The sequence below is a fragment of the Staphylococcus caeli genome, from assembly GCF_900097965.1.
GTDB classification, from domain to species: Bacteria; Bacillota; Bacilli; order Staphylococcales; family Staphylococcaceae; genus Staphylococcus; species Staphylococcus caeli.
Window position 1 is genome coordinate 1 of sequence record NZ_FMPG01000013.1, and the last position, 17,909, is coordinate 17,909.

18 protein-coding genes are annotated in these 17,909 nt (G+C 30.0%); 16 read left to right on the top strand and 2 right to left on the bottom strand.

From position 1 onward, the window contains the following. On the bottom strand, positions 1-1,956 hold a 1,956-nt coding region (locus BJS11_RS13375; RefSeq protein WP_209436228.1), incomplete at its 3' end, for a YSIRK-type signal peptide-containing protein. A 16-nt stretch (positions 1,957-1,972) separates the two neighbouring features. Beyond that, on the bottom strand, positions 1,973-2,326 hold the full coding sequence (locus BJS11_RS10850; protein WP_069996266.1) for a transcriptional regulator, SarA/Rot family: 354 nt from the start codon (positions 2,324-2,326) through the stop codon (positions 1,973-1,975). A gap of 292 nt (positions 2,327-2,618) precedes the next feature. Here BJS11_RS10850 and BJS11_RS10855 point away from each other — a divergent pair, with 292 nt between their 5' ends. The 16 genes from BJS11_RS10855 (at position 2,619) to BJS11_RS10930 (ending at position 17,882) form a co-directional block, all read left to right on the top strand. Next, positions 2,619-4,148 (top strand): helix-turn-helix transcriptional regulator, encoded by a 1,530-nt coding sequence (locus tag BJS11_RS10855; RefSeq protein WP_069996265.1) that lies wholly within the window; start codon positions 2,619-2,621, stop codon positions 4,146-4,148. 42 nt (positions 4,149-4,190) lie between these two features. Next, positions 4,191-4,475 carry a hypothetical protein gene (locus BJS11_RS10860; RefSeq protein ID WP_069996264.1) on the top strand — a complete coding sequence of 95 codons (285 nt, stop codon included), beginning with the start codon at positions 4,191-4,193 and terminating at the stop codon, positions 4,473-4,475. A 144-nt stretch (positions 4,476-4,619) separates the two neighbouring features. Further along, entirely contained in the window at positions 4,620-4,943 is a 324-nt protein-coding gene (locus tag BJS11_RS10865) for a DUF961 family protein (RefSeq protein ID WP_069996263.1), read from the top strand. Between the two features lie 14 nt (positions 4,944-4,957). Then, entirely contained in the window at positions 4,958-5,263 is a 306-nt protein-coding gene (locus BJS11_RS10870; RefSeq protein WP_069996262.1) for a hypothetical protein, read from the top strand. Positions 5,264-5,432: 169 nt separating this feature from the next. Beyond that, positions 5,433-6,515 (top strand): replication initiation factor domain-containing protein, encoded by a 1,083-nt coding sequence (locus BJS11_RS10875; RefSeq protein WP_069996261.1) that lies wholly within the window; start codon positions 5,433-5,435, stop codon positions 6,513-6,515. 78 nt (positions 6,516-6,593) lie between these two features. After that, positions 6,594-7,646, top strand: a complete 1,053-nt coding sequence (locus tag BJS11_RS10880) for a conjugal transfer protein (protein WP_069996260.1) — start codon at positions 6,594-6,596, stop codon at positions 7,644-7,646. A 3-nt stretch (positions 7,647-7,649) separates the two neighbouring features. Next, the gene (locus BJS11_RS10885) at positions 7,650-7,913 is read left to right on the top strand and encodes a TcpD family membrane protein (protein ID WP_069996259.1); all 264 of its coding nucleotides are present in this window, start codon (positions 7,650-7,652) and stop codon (positions 7,911-7,913) included. A gap of 10 nt (positions 7,914-7,923) precedes the next feature. Beyond that, on the top strand, positions 7,924-8,310 hold the full coding sequence (locus tag BJS11_RS10890) for a TcpE family conjugal transfer membrane protein (protein ID WP_069996258.1): 387 nt from the start codon (positions 7,924-7,926) through the stop codon (positions 8,308-8,310). 33 nt (positions 8,311-8,343) lie between these two features. Further along, the gene (locus BJS11_RS10895) at positions 8,344-10,839 is read left to right on the top strand and encodes an ATP-binding protein (RefSeq protein ID WP_069996257.1); all 2,496 of its coding nucleotides are present in this window, start codon (positions 8,344-8,346) and stop codon (positions 10,837-10,839) included. Between the two features lie 1,157 nt (positions 10,840-11,996). Continuing rightward, the gene (locus tag BJS11_RS10905; RefSeq protein ID WP_069996256.1) at positions 11,997-12,245 is read left to right on the top strand and encodes a hypothetical protein; all 249 of its coding nucleotides are present in this window, start codon (positions 11,997-11,999) and stop codon (positions 12,243-12,245) included. A gap of 58 nt (positions 12,246-12,303) precedes the next feature. Next, on the top strand, positions 12,304-13,665 hold the full coding sequence (locus tag BJS11_RS10910; protein ID WP_069996255.1) for an FtsK/SpoIIIE domain-containing protein: 1,362 nt from the start codon (positions 12,304-12,306) through the stop codon (positions 13,663-13,665). 5 nt (positions 13,666-13,670) lie between these two features. Beyond that, positions 13,671-13,844, top strand: a complete 174-nt coding sequence (locus BJS11_RS13735) for a hypothetical protein (protein ID WP_159427263.1) — start codon at positions 13,671-13,673, stop codon at positions 13,842-13,844. A gap of 37 nt (positions 13,845-13,881) precedes the next feature. Further along, positions 13,882-15,858: a CD3337/EF1877 family mobilome membrane protein gene (locus BJS11_RS10915; RefSeq protein ID WP_069996254.1), complete on the top strand. Its 1,977-nt coding sequence runs from the start codon at positions 13,882-13,884 to the stop codon at positions 15,856-15,858. After that, positions 15,848-16,891 carry a CHAP domain-containing protein gene (locus BJS11_RS10920; protein ID WP_069996253.1) on the top strand — a complete coding sequence of 348 codons (1,044 nt, stop codon included), beginning with the start codon at positions 15,848-15,850 and terminating at the stop codon, positions 16,889-16,891. Before BJS11_RS10915 ends, BJS11_RS10920 begins: the two co-directional genes overlap by 11 nt. Before the next feature lie 7 nt (positions 16,892-16,898). Further along, positions 16,899-17,495, top strand: a complete 597-nt coding sequence (locus BJS11_RS10925; RefSeq protein ID WP_245167169.1) for a hypothetical protein — start codon at positions 16,899-16,901, stop codon at positions 17,493-17,495. A 48-nt stretch (positions 17,496-17,543) separates the two neighbouring features. Next, positions 17,544-17,882: a cystatin-like fold lipoprotein gene (locus BJS11_RS10930; RefSeq protein WP_069996252.1), complete on the top strand. Its 339-nt coding sequence runs from the start codon at positions 17,544-17,546 to the stop codon at positions 17,880-17,882. Positions 17,883-17,909: the final 27 nt, after the last annotated feature.

The window sequence follows — 17,909 nt, forward strand, 5'->3', positions numbered from 1 at the left end:
GGCATCGGCATCCGCATCAGCATCGGCATCGGCATCAGCATCAGCATCGGCATCAGCGTCAGAATCAGCATCGGCATCGGCATCAGCATCGGCATCGGCATCAGCATCAGCATCGGCATCGGCATCAGCATCAGCATCCGCGTCAGAATCAGCATCGGCATCAGCATCAGCATCCGCGTCAGCATCCGCATCGGCATCAGCGTCTGAATCAGCATCGGCATCAGCGTCAGCATCCGCATCAGCATCCGCATCAGCATCCGCATCCGCGTCAGCATCAGCATCACCTTCAGGAGGCTCTGGTTTTTCACATTCACATTCCGTTACAACCGCAATATCTGCTAAATCTTCAGTCATGGGTGCTAGATAACCAGTAGCTGGATTAAAATGTAAGGAATATGCATCCGAATAATAAAACCATGATTTTGTTAGATCACTACCAATCACTGACCAATGCCCAGTATTTCTTGTTACGCCAATACTAGGCTCTGTATATAAGCCATGTTCGTCAAAATCCCCTACTTTGATGAGTTCTGGATTTTCAACATACTGATAAGAAGATTTAACTTGATTTCCATTCTCATCATATCTTATGCTACCAGGTCTATATTCCTCTATAGATTCACTTCCTGTGTCAAAGCTATGGATTTCTTCACTTTCTGTAAAACTACGCCATGCTAATCGTGCATCTAATGGAAGGTGCGGTGTTTTTTTAAATTGTTCTTCTGATATATCAAATTCAACCTTTAATCCAATTGGACCAGTCACTAACGTATTAAGTGAATATTGTTGAACTAAAGAAGCAAAGCTAGAACCGCCTGTGCTAACATAGCCACCATATTGATCTTTAGTAATGTCTAACTTCACGATAGAGTTAGGTATAGTTCCAGCTTTTTGCAGTTCTAGGTATTTTTCATAAGAAGGAATATTACTAAATTCTTTACTTTTATTCAAATACTCTTCATATGTCATTTGTCCTAATTCCATATTTACATCATGAGGTTTATAATTCCCTTCTTCACGAGTACCAATTAATGTAAAACGTACATTTTCCGCAAATTTTGGAATAGTTATATTAAAAGTACTTCCTGTTTCAATCTTATTACTTGACTTTACAGGATTTAGGGAAACTTCATAGTCATATTTTACACGCCCATATTCTTGTATAACAGCACAACCAGGAGTAACATTAACTCCACCCCCTCCTACTTGTGAAACATTATCTGGCAGACCTTCATATGCTTGTCTGTTTACATTTTGGGATGAATTTCGTTCGTGAGTAGTGCTGTTTTTTACTAATCGTTCTGTTGTTTTGGATGGTATAGCTTTTGTATTTTCTTGTTCTTCTATAGAATTTACTGATTCGACATTTTTATTTTCTGAATCCTTTTGTCTTGCTTTGGCAGAGAATTTCGCTTCAACTTCCCCAGTCTCTTTATTATGAATTTCGTAATAATTGTCATCTTTAACAACTTTTTCTTGGTTAGACGTTATAGTTCCTTTTGATTTATCAAAATCTTCATTTACTTTAGTGTTACTATTATCAAAGTTATTAGATTGTAATTTTTCAGAAGAGCTTACTTCTGCTTCATTAGGCTCATTATTTTGAATCTCATAGTAATTATCAGATTTATTTACTTTTTCTGGCTCTTCTTGCTTAAGCGCTTCCGTATTTGGGTCATCGATAGATTGTTGTTGATTATTATTTTGTGTGGAATTTATGTTTTGCTTATCGTTATTTGTTTGATTGAAATTATTATCAGTTTCTTGTTTTTGAGAATTAGATTCTACTGTGGAGTTTTCTTGATTGGAATTGATTTCAGAAGCATCAACTGAGTTTGTAGCACCTAAAAAAAGTAAAGTAGTTAAGACAACGGATCCTGCTCCGAAAGAACACTTACGTATGCCAAAAATTTGTTTTTGGCGGTCATAGTTTTTGTAACGATTTATTTTTTTCATTATTTATAACCTCTCTTTAATGTAATTTTTTTAATTGCTCTGTAACAGATTGAGATAGATCTTTAAATAATTCATATTGCTTTTTGTCTACACTCAAATACACTTTTCGTTCATCTATATCAGATTTATGTTTATGTATAAAGCCGATATAGTCTAATTTTTTTAAAGAAGTTACTACTTTCATCTTGTCAATCTTAGTCTTTTGTGATATACCTTCGACAAAACTCTTAATATAGATAACACTATCTTGTTCAATGTATATTGAAATTAATTCACTCCAAACGTAGTAATCGAATGCGGATAACTTAGACTTTCTTTTTATGGCTTTACGTACTTCGTTTGAGACAATCAGTGCTTCTTCTAGTTTCAACTTATTTAAAACCACTCCTTTCAAATAAATTTTGATTCATTTGATTAAGATAAATATATACAAAAAATTTGTAACAAAAGTATTGTTGATAATTGGGCATTTATTTAACAATATACACTTTTGAAACTACTATATTGTGAGTAAATGTTACCATTAGACAAGACTTTATTTGTATATGGATTCTTTTTGAAATATAGTATAAATGACTTTTTATAATTAGTTACTGTTAAAATTTATGATTTAAATATTAGATTTAGACAAAAATATATTATAGAGAGAAGAGGTAATTAAAATGTTTCCTAAAATTTTCTATTTGAATGACAAGATGGTTAGACCGATTCGTTGTTATGGGGGAGTTATTTTAGCTATTTCTATCGATAGCAAATTCTTGATAAAAGAAGGGGAAAATGAGAGGAAAGTAAGTATTGCACTCATAAATGAATCTAATTTGTTTCAAATTAAAGAAGCAAATGTAGTTATATTTTATTTTCCTAGTACTTTGATGAAAGAAGCGGGGATAGATGTTTTTGAAAACTATCTAAAAATAAAAAATGAAGTGCTCTTACAAAAACAACTCATATCTTTATTTAATTACTACAAAAATCAAGAGTTTCATCTACAGAAGGCGTTGGATGTATTGGATGATATATTACTTAGCTTTTCTCGAGAAGTAAAAAGAGGTTTAGATGTATCGAATGAATTATTAAATAGCATACTAATGTATATTGATCGTAATTTGAACGATAAGATTACGCTTGAAGATATATCTAAACAATTCTATATTTCTACATCTAATATATCTGGTTTATTTAAGCAGCATTTAAATATTAGTTTTTATGAATATATTACATCTTTAAGAGTTGCTAAATCCATTCATGACTTAAGAATGACTAAACAAAATATAGAAATGATAGCTTTTAATCGAGGATATGCAAATGCTACTAATTATATTGTTCATTTTAAGAAGTATATAGGTACCACTCCTAAAAAATACCGCATGATACCTAATGAAAGTAGTTTTCTATGTTTAAAGGAATTGGATTCTGAATGGGAAGATATTAGGTTGCACAAATTTGATGGAAAAAGTATATATAAACATACTCATATATCTGTTAATGATGAAGAAATATTACAATCTAGTTTTTCATATTTTAACTTAATTGATATAGGTGGCTATAAAAATTTAGATTTTATATTGAATGAACAAATATTTACATATAAAAATTTTGATAGGTATAAAGTTGATTCATATATTTATATCAATGATGCTGTAGATAACTTGGTGACAGAATCAAATGAAGAACAATCTTTAAAAATTCGAAATTTATTAAAAACCAAAGTGTCAATTGCTATAAAAGTAAACAATATAAAAAGTCTTCAACTAATTGAGAAGCTGGTTGCAGATTTACATTTTTTAGAGTCTGAACACTTTGCATCTACTAATATAAAAAATGGAAATATACTGGTACTTCTAGATTCTAAAAAGCTAAAGGATGTTAACACAGAAACGATACAAAGAAGTTTGTATGGCACCAAGGTTTTAATTTCATTAGATATCACAGATTATTACCTGGATAATGAATATATGATTCATTCACAACTCCAAGAATTAAATCCAGATTACTATTATTTAGATTTTGAAAAAGTAAAAAATATAGGAGGTATGAATTTAAAAGATGTTCAATATAAGATAAATATATTTCTAGAAAATATAAAAGCTTATAAGAACATTATATTTTTGAATTATGAATTGCTTTATCCCAAAACAACGGTTAATAATATAGCAGAATTCTTGGAAGTCTCTTTATATAAGGCGGTGTAAACTTTAGTTAATCAATAATTCTTATGAAAGGAATTGATGATCATGACTGAGTTTACACCGTCTTTTTCTAATTTAAATGGATTTGACTATCGTGAATTTGTAATTTTACGTTATCACAATATTTCTAAGCGTAAAATTTGTAAAATGTATAATATTGCATATTTTCGCATATTGGAAGTTTGTGAAATGATGCGTAAAAATGATTTTCGATTTACTTATAAGGATTATCAATATTTAAAATCGCACAATGTGAGTAATGCATTTATTTGTAAAATGTATCACATTGATCGTTTAGATTTAGAATTTTTCGAGGTGATGAACCGTTAGGTTGATAAAAAATCGAATAGTTGAGGAGAAGCATAGAAACTCCATTATCAAAAATGCAGTGGTACGGATTTGCGGGAGTTATTCCTATTCGTGCGACCCTACTTATTAAATCAAACTAATTATAAAAAAGGATGGTAGATATTTATGGAACCAGTATTAGATTTTGAAAAAACATTAGGTAGTTTAAACTTTTTAGGTGTTGATGAAAAATATAAGTATGAAAATGGTGAACGTACAAATGAAACTGTTTATGCTTATAAGTTAGGTAGTAAAACACAAGGAGAACAAATTGTTGTTAAAACACCAAATAAAGTTGAATTGGATTACTTACAAGAGTGTGAGTTAGTAAATCCAGAATGTAAAATGTATGTTCAAATGAACGGTGATTTCGGTACGATTGGTTATAGTTGGAAAGCTGATGATATTAAAGTTTCTGGTGGAATAAGTTCGCCAAAGCAATCTAAGTAATTTAGGTGATAATCATGGATTATTACACTTATGATAGATTGAAACCTTATGCGCTAAATTTAAAATTATCAGATAATATTTTAAATTATGTAGCAATTCGTATTAATTGGGGAGATAAAATTTCTCTCATGGCATTAGCTAAAGAAATACAATCCAAATTTACAGATTCATATGTAAAAGAAAATACACCAAAAGGTCGCCCAAGAATTTATGGTGACCTTTGTCTGTTATGTATCAGTTTGAGTCAAGCTGGGCATGGAAGAATGCTACAAGTTGATTTGAGTGACTGTATTTATATAGGTGATGTTGAAAAAGATTAATATATTGTTATTTTAACTTACCCATTGTAGCTTTTAGCTCATGCAGGCGCAGAAATGCAAGCACGGAGTGCGATTCGCATTTGGGCGGAGCCTGCGACAAATGAGCGTTAAGAAAGCGTAAATGGGTAAGTTATCAAATCGCTTGCGATTTGATTGGGGGTAATTGAATATGTGTTCAAAAAACCAGTCTACCCCCCTTACTAATAGGGGGGTAGCCAGTCCAAGACAAAGTCCGATTGAGGCAGTCGTAGACTGGGTTCAAGTGACATTCCATATACCCTCGATTTGGGAGATAATTGAAGACATTATCGGATTACCAAAAGAATTGTTTAAATACCGTGAAAGTGGCTTATATTTCTACAATCGAGGATATGAATTTTCAAATATCAGATTGTTCTATTCTGATAAAGATGAATCAATGGGAATACATTTGCAGCTTTCAGGTCAGGGGTGTAGAGAATTTGAATATCATTTAGTTCAACTTGGTAAGACTTGGCAAGATTTTTTCAAATCGTGTATTGATTGTAAGGCCAATTTTACGAGAATAGACGTTGCGATTGATGATTTTAAAACTTATTTGAAAGTCCCTTTATTAATTAAAAAAGCTGAGAAAGCTGAGTGTATTTCTAAATTTAGAGCTGGAAGTTCTATTAATGGTTTTAATTTAGCGGACGGTAAAAACAAAGGTGCAACATTTTATATCGGTTCAAAGAAAAGTAATTTGTATTGTCGTTTCTATGAAAAGAATTATGAACAAGCTTTTAAAAGAAATTGTGATGTTGATGAAATTGGACCATGGAATCGTTATGAAATACAAATGAGAAAGACTTATGCAGTAAATTGTGCTGAAGTTTTAAGTGAAACAAACAACATTACATTTCTGGTTAAGTCGATTTTAAATAATAATTTAAGATTTGTATCTCAACCAACTAATAGTGATGATAAGCGAAAGCGTAGATGGCCTTTATATAGACCTTGGGCACTATTTATGCAAGAAGCCGATAAGGTTAATTTATCAATGAAACCTTCACTAAAATCGATTGAAGATAATATGGAATGGTTAACAAAACAAGTTGCGACTACTTTAGATACGGTTTTAACTGCAGAAGCTATGGCGAAGTCAGAAGGTTTGCTTGAAAGCACCGATTTTTTAGATGTTATATTGGCACATTCTAGTTTTAGTGATGAACATAAATCAAGAATCGATCGTTATTTAAAAGATTTGAAATACAAAAAAGCATTGAGTCCATGAAGGACAAAATGCATACAATAGCGTTAAGCGAGGTGCTTAAAAATTTTAAAATTTATTTTAGAAATTAGAAAAAACCTTTTGCGTTTTTTCAACAAACACATTATATCACGTTTTTCTAAAAATGGAAAAAACTACGATGTTCCGAATGAAGAACGCAAAAAGATTCCTAAAGCAACAAATAGACGTAAAACGATTGTAATTATATTTTATAGTGTTTTGGTATTATTACTTTTTGTATTGATTGCCTCTTTTGTTGGTGCTTCTAAAGCAAAAAATGAGAGTAAAGATGCTTTAAAGGTTGTTAAAGAAATTAAAACGAAATATCAAGATAATGCTGAAACTGTTCAATATAATCCTAAATTAAAGTTATTTACGGACAAATTTATTGATGATTTCATTAATTTATCTGGAGATGATAAGCGTGTAGAAGATAGAGAAAACAAATTGAAAGCTTATTACCCTACTGATTATAAACAGGCAGAAGAAAATATGGATAATGTTGAACGTAAATTAAACTCCAAAGAATTTTATAACATTACTAAGAAAGATAAACAGACTATTATTCAGTATATTGTAGATTATGATTTGAAAGTTAGCGAAGAAAAAGAAGTGAAAGTTAAGAAGAAGAAAGAAAAAGGTAAAAAACAAGAATATGAAACAAAAACTGAGAAAAAAGAACGTGTTGTGAATCAAAAAATGTTGATTAATTTACCAATTAAAAGTGAAAATAATCGTTATGTGATTGTTGAATATCCTTATTTCACTTCTATTCCAAGCAGTAAGTTAAATCATGGCACAATGATTAAGGATAATCTCGAAGATAAAAAACGTGAAGATAATCCAGAAGTGAAGAAATTTATTGAAGATTTCTTTGATAAATATACATCAAGTAAATCAGAAGATATGGCTTATTTAATGGATAATCCGGAAGGATTAGAAGGCAAAAGAGAAGTATCTAAATTTAATGAAATCCGTCTATATCCTAAGGATAGTGGATATATTGCAAAAATTGATGTTCGTATGAAAGATAAAGATGCTCCATTAGAAAATACAGAACATTATACATTAGAAATAGTTAAAAAAGATAAAAAATATTATGTTAAGAAAATGACAAATACATTTGGAGGTTAGAATATGTTAAACATGTTAAATTCATTGTTTGTTTTAGGCGCGGGTCGCCCTTCAATTAGTGGTTTAGATAGTTGGATCAGTAGTGAAGTTGGAACAGGTATCGGTATTATTGTTCTAATAGTAGGTGTGGTTCAGTGGGCTACAGGTAAGTATGGCCGAATGGCAGTTTTGTTTTTAGTTGGTGGTTTGATGTTTTTAGTTTCAAAAGGTCCCGAACGTGTATTTAATGCACTTTCAGGCATATGGGAAATGATATTCGGCGGTTGAGGTGATTTAAATGGATAAGAAAGCTTATAATTTAAAACGTACATTTGAACAGCCTATTGTTTTTTATGAAATTACAGATAATATGCGTTTTAATAAAGGATTTCGTGTTGATTGGATTGCAACATTTGTTGTGATTGAATTGCTATTAATTTTTCTTTATGTAAAAGGCTTTGATGTTATTGTTTCATCTATTCAGGGTATGACGATACTTTATTTTACTGTAGTGCCTTATTTTGCAACAAAATACTTAGTTAAACTTAAACAAGATGGTAAAAAACTTTTATTTTTCTTATGGGATTTTATTATATATATGTTAACAATTCAAATGAGAAAAACACATTATGCTTATGATGAAGAAGTTTATTACAATAAACAGTCAAAAATAAAATTAGAATAGTCCCTTTTGGGGCTATTTTTTTGGAGGGATTTAATGAATTTAAAATCACCCTATGTAGGTTTAAAAAATAATATGTTATTAACAAAGTCTGGTGAAGTATGGGCATATTATCGAATACGTTCTGAAGCAATTTCTACTGCGAATTATGATGCTAAAGAAGAGTCTAAAAAACGTATGAAATATTTTTTAGAGTCAATTAAAGGTTATAAAGATTTTCATTTTGAAATGTATGACCATGATTTAGATTTAAGAAATAAATTTAAAGAAATTAGTAAAGATTTTGATGATGAAGCCTTTGATGTAGCTGATTATTATTCAAAAGAAACAATTAATGTGTTAGAACAAGAATTACAAATGATTACGCATAATTCGTTTGTTATGGGAGTTAAAATCAGAGAATTAGCTGACGATTCTGTTACATTCAAAGAAATTATGAAGAGTACTTTATCTGAGACTGCAGAAAGAATTGTTTCAAATTTTGGTTTTAATGTGCATTTAGATGAACATATTTTAAAACGCTATGAATCTTTTGAACGTGAATTAGCTGATAATTTTTTGGCTATTGACGGTGAACGTTTAACAGAAAATGAGCTTGCATATATTGTTAGAAAGCCTTTTATATCTAATGCAACACATGATGTTCAAGAAGAGTCTTCAAGGCGTGCTGCAACAGATATATGTAATGCAGTGATTGATCCAACTAATTTAAGTGTGTTAAAAATTGAAAATGAAAACGAAACTTTTTATTCAACAACTGTTGTTGTTGATGATTTTCCATTAGATATGGAATATACGCATTTATTTGAAAAAGCGCAAAATATGCCTTTTCCAATTGAATGTCATGTAAAGGCACGTATTGTTGATAATGATAAAATCAAGAAGAAGTTCGACCGTGCGAAGGTTAATCATAAGGCTCAATCTAAAGAAAAACAGGATACAGGTGATGATGCTTCAGAAGATGTACAAGATAATTTATATGTACTAAAGGAAATGGAAAGTGAAGTAACGGGTTCAGGTGTATTTATGGAATGGGTTTATATGTTTGTGATTAAAGGAGATAGTTATAAAGATTGTAAACGCAAAGCGAAACGATTAACTAAGCGACTAAAAGAAACAGATATATATGCCGTAAATCCTTTGGCAGACCAATTACAACTTTTTTATCAATGTTTACATGGTAATGATTTATTTATCAATAAGTATTGGTTACAACGTACTACTGCAACAGGAATTGCAGAAAACTTGTTTGGTGTTTCGCAAAGTTTAGGGACTAAAACAGGTTTTTATATTGGTCGAATTGATAAATTTATACGTTCAGTATCTCGTGAAGAAGCAGTCGCAAGTTCAAGAGATATTATATTATTCAGTTTATTATTAGCAGCTAAAGGGATTAAAGGTGCTGTGAGTGATAGTCCACACGTATTAATAACAGGTCAAACGGGTAAAGGTAAATCGTTTTTAGCTAAGTTGCTTTGGATTTATACGTCATTCTTTAAAGGTCAAATGATTTATTGGGACCCCAAATCAGAATTTGCCGATTGGTTTGACCGTGTAACTGAAGATGAAAATATGCAGAAAAAGTATCCGTTGTTTATTCGTCATTTAAAGACTTTTAAATATGTGACTTTAAATTATGAAGACTCTACGAATTATGGTTGTTTAGACCCTATTGTCTTTTTAGACGGTATTGAAGCAAATGAAATGTTGAAATCTGTTTTTGATGAAATTAAATCTTTTGAAAATTATCATCATATTGAAACAGCTATTTATAAAGCTATCACAGAAACGATTGAAGAAAGAGAGTCGGGTAAAGTTGTTGGTTCATTAAATGTTATTGAAAAATTGCAACATGATGAGGATAAAACGATTGCCGATGCGGGTGATTTACTTTATCAAAAAACGCAGAATAATATTTTGAAGTTAGTATTTAGTGACGGAAGTAATCCAGCATTGAATGTTCAAGAGAAAGCGACCATATTACAAGTTAAAGGTTTGGATATGCCTAAAGCTGATGATGATCCAACAGGATATTCCACTAGTGAGAAAAATGGTATTACATTAATGTTGTTGATTGGTAAATTTCTGGAGAAATTTGGTTCACGTCGTGATGTTCAAACAACAATATTTATTGATGAAGGTTGGGCATTTAGTGCGTCTCGTCAAGGTAAAAAAGTTGGTAAACGAATTAAGCGTACAGGTCGTTCTGAAAACAATGCATTAGTATTTATTACACAATCTGTAAGTGATAAAGCAGATGATGACGGTGGTAATTTTGGTTGTCATTTTGCATTTGATGAAAAAGATGAGCGCGAAGAAATATTAAAATCAATTGGTTTGGAGTATTCAAAAGAGTCTCCAGAGAATATGGAAATGTTGAAAGATTTAAAGAAAGGTCAATGTATTTTTACAGATTTTTATGGTCGTGTTGGAAAAATGGTTGTACATTGTCCATTTGAAGAAATGACAGAGGCATTTAGAACACAAGAAGATTCAGCAAGTTCTAAAGCAGAAGAAAAATTTGCTATGTAGAAAGGTAGGTTAATATTATTAATTTTTTGAAATCAGTAATTTTAATTTTTTATTTGTTGCTATGTTTTTTATGGTGTACGATAGCTAGTGTAATTATAGTGAGTTTGATTTTTATTAATGATTATTCATTAGTTAATTTATTAATTTTAATACTAGTAATGTATTTCACAGGACTTTTTTTTATTATCGCTTATAGGTTTTTTAAAAATTCAATAATTTGTAAATAACCATTATCTAGAAAAGTCCATTTGATTATAAAAAATGATGGTAATGGGAGTATTATATATAGAAACCGTTTAGTTTCATTGTCATAGTATTTGCTATAATTAAGATAATTAAACAAATAACAAGTTAATAAGATATTATTGGTTGCGATAACTAATAAAGAAATCATTAGAAATACAATAATTATATATCTTTGAAAATTATTTTCTGATAGTTCTAGCATATGATTGCTAATATTATTTACATTTGCCCATATAATTAAATTTGTGCATAACATAGTTATACTAGCTAGGAGACGCTTAAGTTTACTATTATAAAAAAGTAAACTTAATATTATAGTGCTAATACCTATAATTATGCTTGCTATAAATAAAACCCAAATACTATTTTTAAGTGCGAACAAAAACATGTTAAAGATATTATATGAAAGTATAGATGCTCTATCTAAAAGATTTATTAACGAGTTTGGTATTTTAAAATAATGATTGTAAAAGTAAACTATATTAAGAATTAGCGATATAATAAACAAACTATGAATAAGATAGAGAAATACACTTATATTTGTATGCTTTGAACTTGTTGTTTGTTCAATTTTTTGATTGATTTCAATTTTTTGCTCATAAACATTATATTCATGTGAACTATTATCTTGTTGTAAAATAGTTAACTGTTTATTTAAATTTCGTTTCTTTTTTTCTTTTAAAAGTGCAAGAATTGGTGTGAATATTGTTACCAAGCCCGAAATAATCCCTATTATTATGTCGGTTTTTTCTATATCAATAGTAGTTGCCCCCTTTCTAATTAACCTACCTTAATTAATATTGTACCATTAATTTTTATTGAGGTTTTAACTATAACTTGTATAATATGAATTATAGTTTCAAAGTTGTAAACATTTTAAATTTGAAATTTAAATTAAAGGAGTGAATAAAGTGCAAGATTTTAAGGATATTATGTTTGTTTCTGAAGACATTTATAATTATTTTAGTAAGATCACTAAAGAAGATGCTAGAAATGCAGTTGAACAGTGGGATATTTCTGAAGCACATTCACAGTCTGGAACATTAGCATTGTGTTTAGAGAATATTTCTAAGAACATTAGTAATTATTCCGAAGATGAGTTAAGTAAAATGATTTTTTCTATCTCTAGAGCTCAAAGAGAAATATTTAAATTAATATAGATTCGAAGCACATACATTTTATATTGTATGTGCTTTTATTTTGAAAGGAGTTATTTGAATGGCAATGAATGAAATTGCTTTATTTAAAGGTGTTCGAATACAACCTTATTTTAAGTATATTGATTTTATATTTGCAGGTGTATTTGCGTTCATATTTTTTGCTTATAGAATTTATCAACTTGTACAGGGTTATCAAAATAAATATAAATCATTTGAAGTGGCTCAAGTATATCAATACTTTAAGCCACATTTTTTATATCTCATAATTGGTAGCTTAGTGATATTTGTTATTTTTAAAATCATTGCCCAATTGTTGATACGATTTAAGGAAAAAGACTTAGCCGAAATGATTGAAACACAGGGTTTTCATAATCGAACAGTTACACAAAAACGAACTGAATTTTTGGATATTGATTTAAAGAAAACAGAATATGATTATTATCCAATATTATTTTTTAAGCGTGGCCGCAAAAAATTTATATTGCATATTAAGAAAGATGGTTCTCGTTTTCAAGACCATTATTTGGAATTGGAATCAATTATTGAACCTATGTTTAATTGTGAATTAATAGAAAAAAGACATATTGGTCGTTATTTAAGATATGAATTTATGCCATTGAAATATAAGAAACGTATTGTTATGAATGGCGAACAAAATAGTCAAGTTATTGATTATGATACCAAAATTTATATTACACGTCAGATTATTTGGGATTTTGTGAAAGCACCACATGGACTTGTTACAGGTATTACGGGTGGTGGTAAAACTTACTTTCTATTTTATATCATACGTGAATTGTTTCGTCGGCAAGCTGAAATTCGTTTATTAGACCCTAAAATATCAGATTTATCATTTATGAAACGTGTGATTGGGTCTGATAAAGTGGCAGATACAAAAGGTCAAATATTGAAACAATTGCGTGAAGCTAATGATGAAATGGAGTCAAGATTTAGATTAATGAATGAAAGTGAACAATATCAGATTGGTAATGATTTTAGAAACTTTGATTTATCCCCTTTCTTTATTATTTTTGATGAAGTAACGGCTTTTACTTCTACATTAGATAAAAAAGAATTACAAGAGATGAACGATTATTTAATTAATATCATTATGAAAGGTCGTCAAGCCGGTGTTTTCATGTTTTTAACAGCTCAACGTCCTGACGCTGATGTGATTAAAGGTAATGTACGAGACCAATTAGGTTTACGTGTATCATTAGGAAATTTATCTTCAGACGGTTATCGTATGACATTTGGTCAAACAGATAAAGAATTTCAGCCTATTCATGAATCAGATATTGGTCGTGGTTATATAACGATATTAGGACAATATAATGATCCAATCGTATTTGATGCCCCATTAATGGAACAGTATGATTTTGTGGAAGATGTTAAACAAATTTTAAGTGAAAAGGAATGATTTAGATGGAAAATCAAATGAAACAAAAGGAACTGGAACAAGCTTTATATTCAATGTTTAAAAATGAAGGTATGAAAAGAGTGATATTTGCCGCATTAAGTATTGTAAGAAAGGATAAATTAACAAGACGTGAATTAAAGAAAATAAATAAAATAGAAAAAATTGTTACTAAAATTTAAGGTGTTGATATATATAAATTGAATAAGGAGTGATTAAATGAAGCATAAAGGACTTTATCTTTTATGCTTTTTAATTTTGCCTATTTTGTTATTTACAACGGTAAGTGTTTACGCTGTGTCAAATCCATTAGGAGAACCAACGAAATCAGTTGAGGCTAAAATTGAGAAGTATGAAGGTAGAGATTTAGACCGTTATCGTCCAGTTTATGACAAAGAAAGTGACTGGAGTCCTTTTGGAGATGAAGAAATTGCACAACAAATTAATAATGTGACGAATTTTTTCTTTAGTATGACCAAAATAATTGTTAGTACAACAGATTTTGCAATTACTGAATTATATAATTTAGATGTAATCGATGATTTTGCGGATAAAATTGGTGAATTTGTGAATGATATGTATAGTAAGTTACTTGATAACTTAGCTATGACTTTGTTTATTTTATTATGCTTTAATGCCTTTGTGATATTTTCAGTTCAAGGTAATGCAAGAGAAGCTTTAAAACGAGGATTTTTGATTTTTTGTTTAGTTGGTTTTGGTGTAGGTATTTTAGGAAATGCTGGATCCATTATTAAAGGTACAAATAATATTGGTAAAGATATTAATAATATTGTGATGAACAGTACAACTGCGATTAATGATAATGTTGATTATGTTAACGAAAATTCTGGTATGAATAAAATAAGAAACCAGTATTTTAATATGACAATTTATCGGACATATCTAATGATGAATTATGATACGGTAAATGAACAGAAAATCAAAGAAAAAAATAAAAAGCGCGTTGGTGATTTATTAAAGTTAGAGCCTAATAAAGATAATGAAGATGATATTGAAGATATAATAAGTGATGAGGTAAATGATTATAAGAATAAAGCGATGAAACAATCAAATGTCATTGGACAGTTAGGTATTGCGATTATTGGATTTATCCTTACTATTTTTGTATCGATTGTGTTTTTAGCCATTAGTTTTGCGAAAGTGATATTTTCAACATTTTCATTGTTCTTATTTTTATTTTTAGTATTCAGCTGGATATTGAGTTTTTTACCAAACATGGAAATATCGGTGTTTAAAGCATTTGCGAGAACATTAGGTTATATCATTTTAAGTGCATGTATGACGTTTTTATTTATTGTTGTAAGTCTATGTGTAGATATTGCAGATATGTTCATTCGTCCTGATAGTAAAGATGCATATTTTTTAAATGCTTTATTTGTTGTAGCTTTACTTTTTGTATTGTATAAAAAACGAAGTCAGATAATTGATTTTATTTCTCGCGGTAATGTGAGTTTTTCTCCAAGTGATATAGGTGTAGCTGCAACTGAAAAAACACAACAGTCATGGAATAAAATGCGTAAAAAACAAAGTGAAAACAAGGAAGAGAAGCGAAAAAGACAACAAGATAAACCAACTAAGCATCCTAAATCAGGTAATGAAACTAACTCGCCGAGTGGAAATGGTTCGGGCGATTATAAGCGAGAACCACAAAATAATAGTTCATATAGTAAAGCACCACCCCCTACTAAAAATTCATATTTTAAAAGGAAACAACAAATGCAACAACAAAATAGTTCTGAAGGCCATTCATTAAATGAATCGTCAAATGGACGTATGACGCAGTCTAATGGTACTGTCGATTCAAATCAAAATGAAGCAAACGGTTATCAAAACTCTAAATATCAAAAACAGGTTCAACAACAAGAACAAGTAAGAGAGAAATCGGATAAAACAAGTGTTCAGAGAAATGAACAAAATTCTAGTGATTCTATGAATTATCAAAATAAAGATAATCAAGTGCCAAAAGAAGTGGTACGTACTGAACAGCGTGCAGAAAGTAAGGCAAAACAATCTGCATATGATAAAGATGTTAATAAAAGGCAGGTACAAAATCATCAAAACAAACAAAATTTTAATGAAAAGACACATCAACAACCTATAGAGCGTAAACCACAACGTAATGAACAAAGTGAAAAAATGAAACGTCAAAAGGATATTAATAAACATGGTAAATAAACGTCAAATTGCGAAAAAAGCAATTATGGCAACGCCTATAGGTGCAAAGATAAAGTTATTAAAGATTTTGTTGATTTGTTTAGTAATTAGCTTTTTTATGATACCTGTTTTGATGATAATGCTATTCGCGCCAACTGGAAATCAAGATGAGCATGGTGAAATGTCTTGTAAAGGTGGCGATGTTGAAAATAATGGAATAGCAGTATTTGAAAAAAATGCCAAGGGTGGCGCATTAGAAGGTAAAACGGAAGATATTGTTAAAATTTCAAAAAAACATGATGTGCCCCCTAACCTGTTTTTAGCGATTGTTGCGAGTGAGTCTCAATGGGGTAAAGGCGTGAATGCGACAAAACAAAAGAATCCTTTATCTGTTATGGGTGCTGGCACGATACATGATTCATCATTTCCAACCATTGATAAAGGTTTAGAAGCTGGCGCTAAGAATTTACAAGATTTATATATTAGCGAAGGATTAGATACACCTAAAAAGATTGGGCCAAAATATGCGCCTACAGAAGGTGCAACGAATGACCCTACAGGCATGAATAACAATTGGATACCGACTGTTGAACGTATTATGAAGCAATTGAGTGGTTCAGAAGCAACATGTGAGTCATCTACGAAAGGTAAGAAAATGAAATTTAATGGTAAATTACCTAAATGGTCGAATGATAATCCTGGTAAAGGTAATTTATATACAGCTGGACAATGTACATGGTATGCGTTTGGTATTCGTCAGAAAATGGGTAAACCTGTTTCGACATATTGGCATGATGCACATAAGTGGAACGATCGCGCAAAGTCTGAAGGTTATAAAGTGAATGAAAAGCCTGAGCCTGGTGCCCTATTTATAGCTGAACAAAGTGCTGGTGGACATGATTCTCATTATGGACATGTTGCAGTTGTTATCGGGGTTAGCGACGGTGGTAAAAAATTCCGTATTTCTGAAATGAATTGGGAAGGTGAATATAAAGTTAATGAGCGTGATTTAACAATGACTGAAGGTTATAGTTTTATTCATGATAAGGAGTGATAACAAAATGGATATGAAATTTAAAGTAATTTTGTTTGGTGTTGTTGCTTTGTTAGGATTAATTGGATTTTTAGTTGGTTCACAATATTCGAAACAACAAGTAAATAGTATTGAAAATAAGAATGTTACGCTAAAGAAGAAAATAGATACTTTAGAAGCTAAAAATGAATCATTAAATAAAACAGTTGAAAGACAATCAAAAAATGTAATTGAAAAAGAAGAAGATCAGATCCGTGAAACTTCAAAAACATTTGTTGAAAAAATGTTTAATATGAAATCAGATTCATCGTTTAAGGATAAATCTGAGGATATTAAATCATTAGTTACAAATGATTATTATGATAAGTTGTTTAATAAAAGTTCGAATAATTACAACATTTATGATGATATTTCTATAGATAATGTACATGTTTATTTTGAGAGGTATAATCCAAGAAAAGATTCATATAAAGTATTTGTGCAATTTGATGAACGTGTTTCGGATACGACAAGTGATAAAGTTGATAAAAAACAATCTTCTGTTCAACTTAATATGAAACGAGAAAATGACAAATGGTTAGTTGAGGATTTAAAACGTTTCAATTTGAAACCATTAGGACGTTGACCCGTGTCAAGTAAATGATATAATTTACTAAAAAGGAGTGAATTTATCATGAAAAAGTGGTGTGTTTTATTATTGAGTATTATGTTTTTATTAGCTGCTTGTGGTCAGAAATATGATACTGAAATTAATGAAGTGACAAAATTAGAAAAAGCAGATAGAGACAACTCTAAGAAAGTAGATAGAAAAAATAGTAACTTTTATGTATATGAGGGTGGAAATGTGATTGTAATGTCTTATCAATCATTAGCAGGGGGAACAAGTATTAGGTCTCATCTATATAAAAAAAATGAGACTACAGATAAATATGAAGAAGATAGAAATATCAATGCTAAGAAGTATATGAAAAATAACGAACCTGATTATAAAGAAGAAAATCTAAAAGAATAAAAAATCAACTCCCTTCTATCTGCCAAG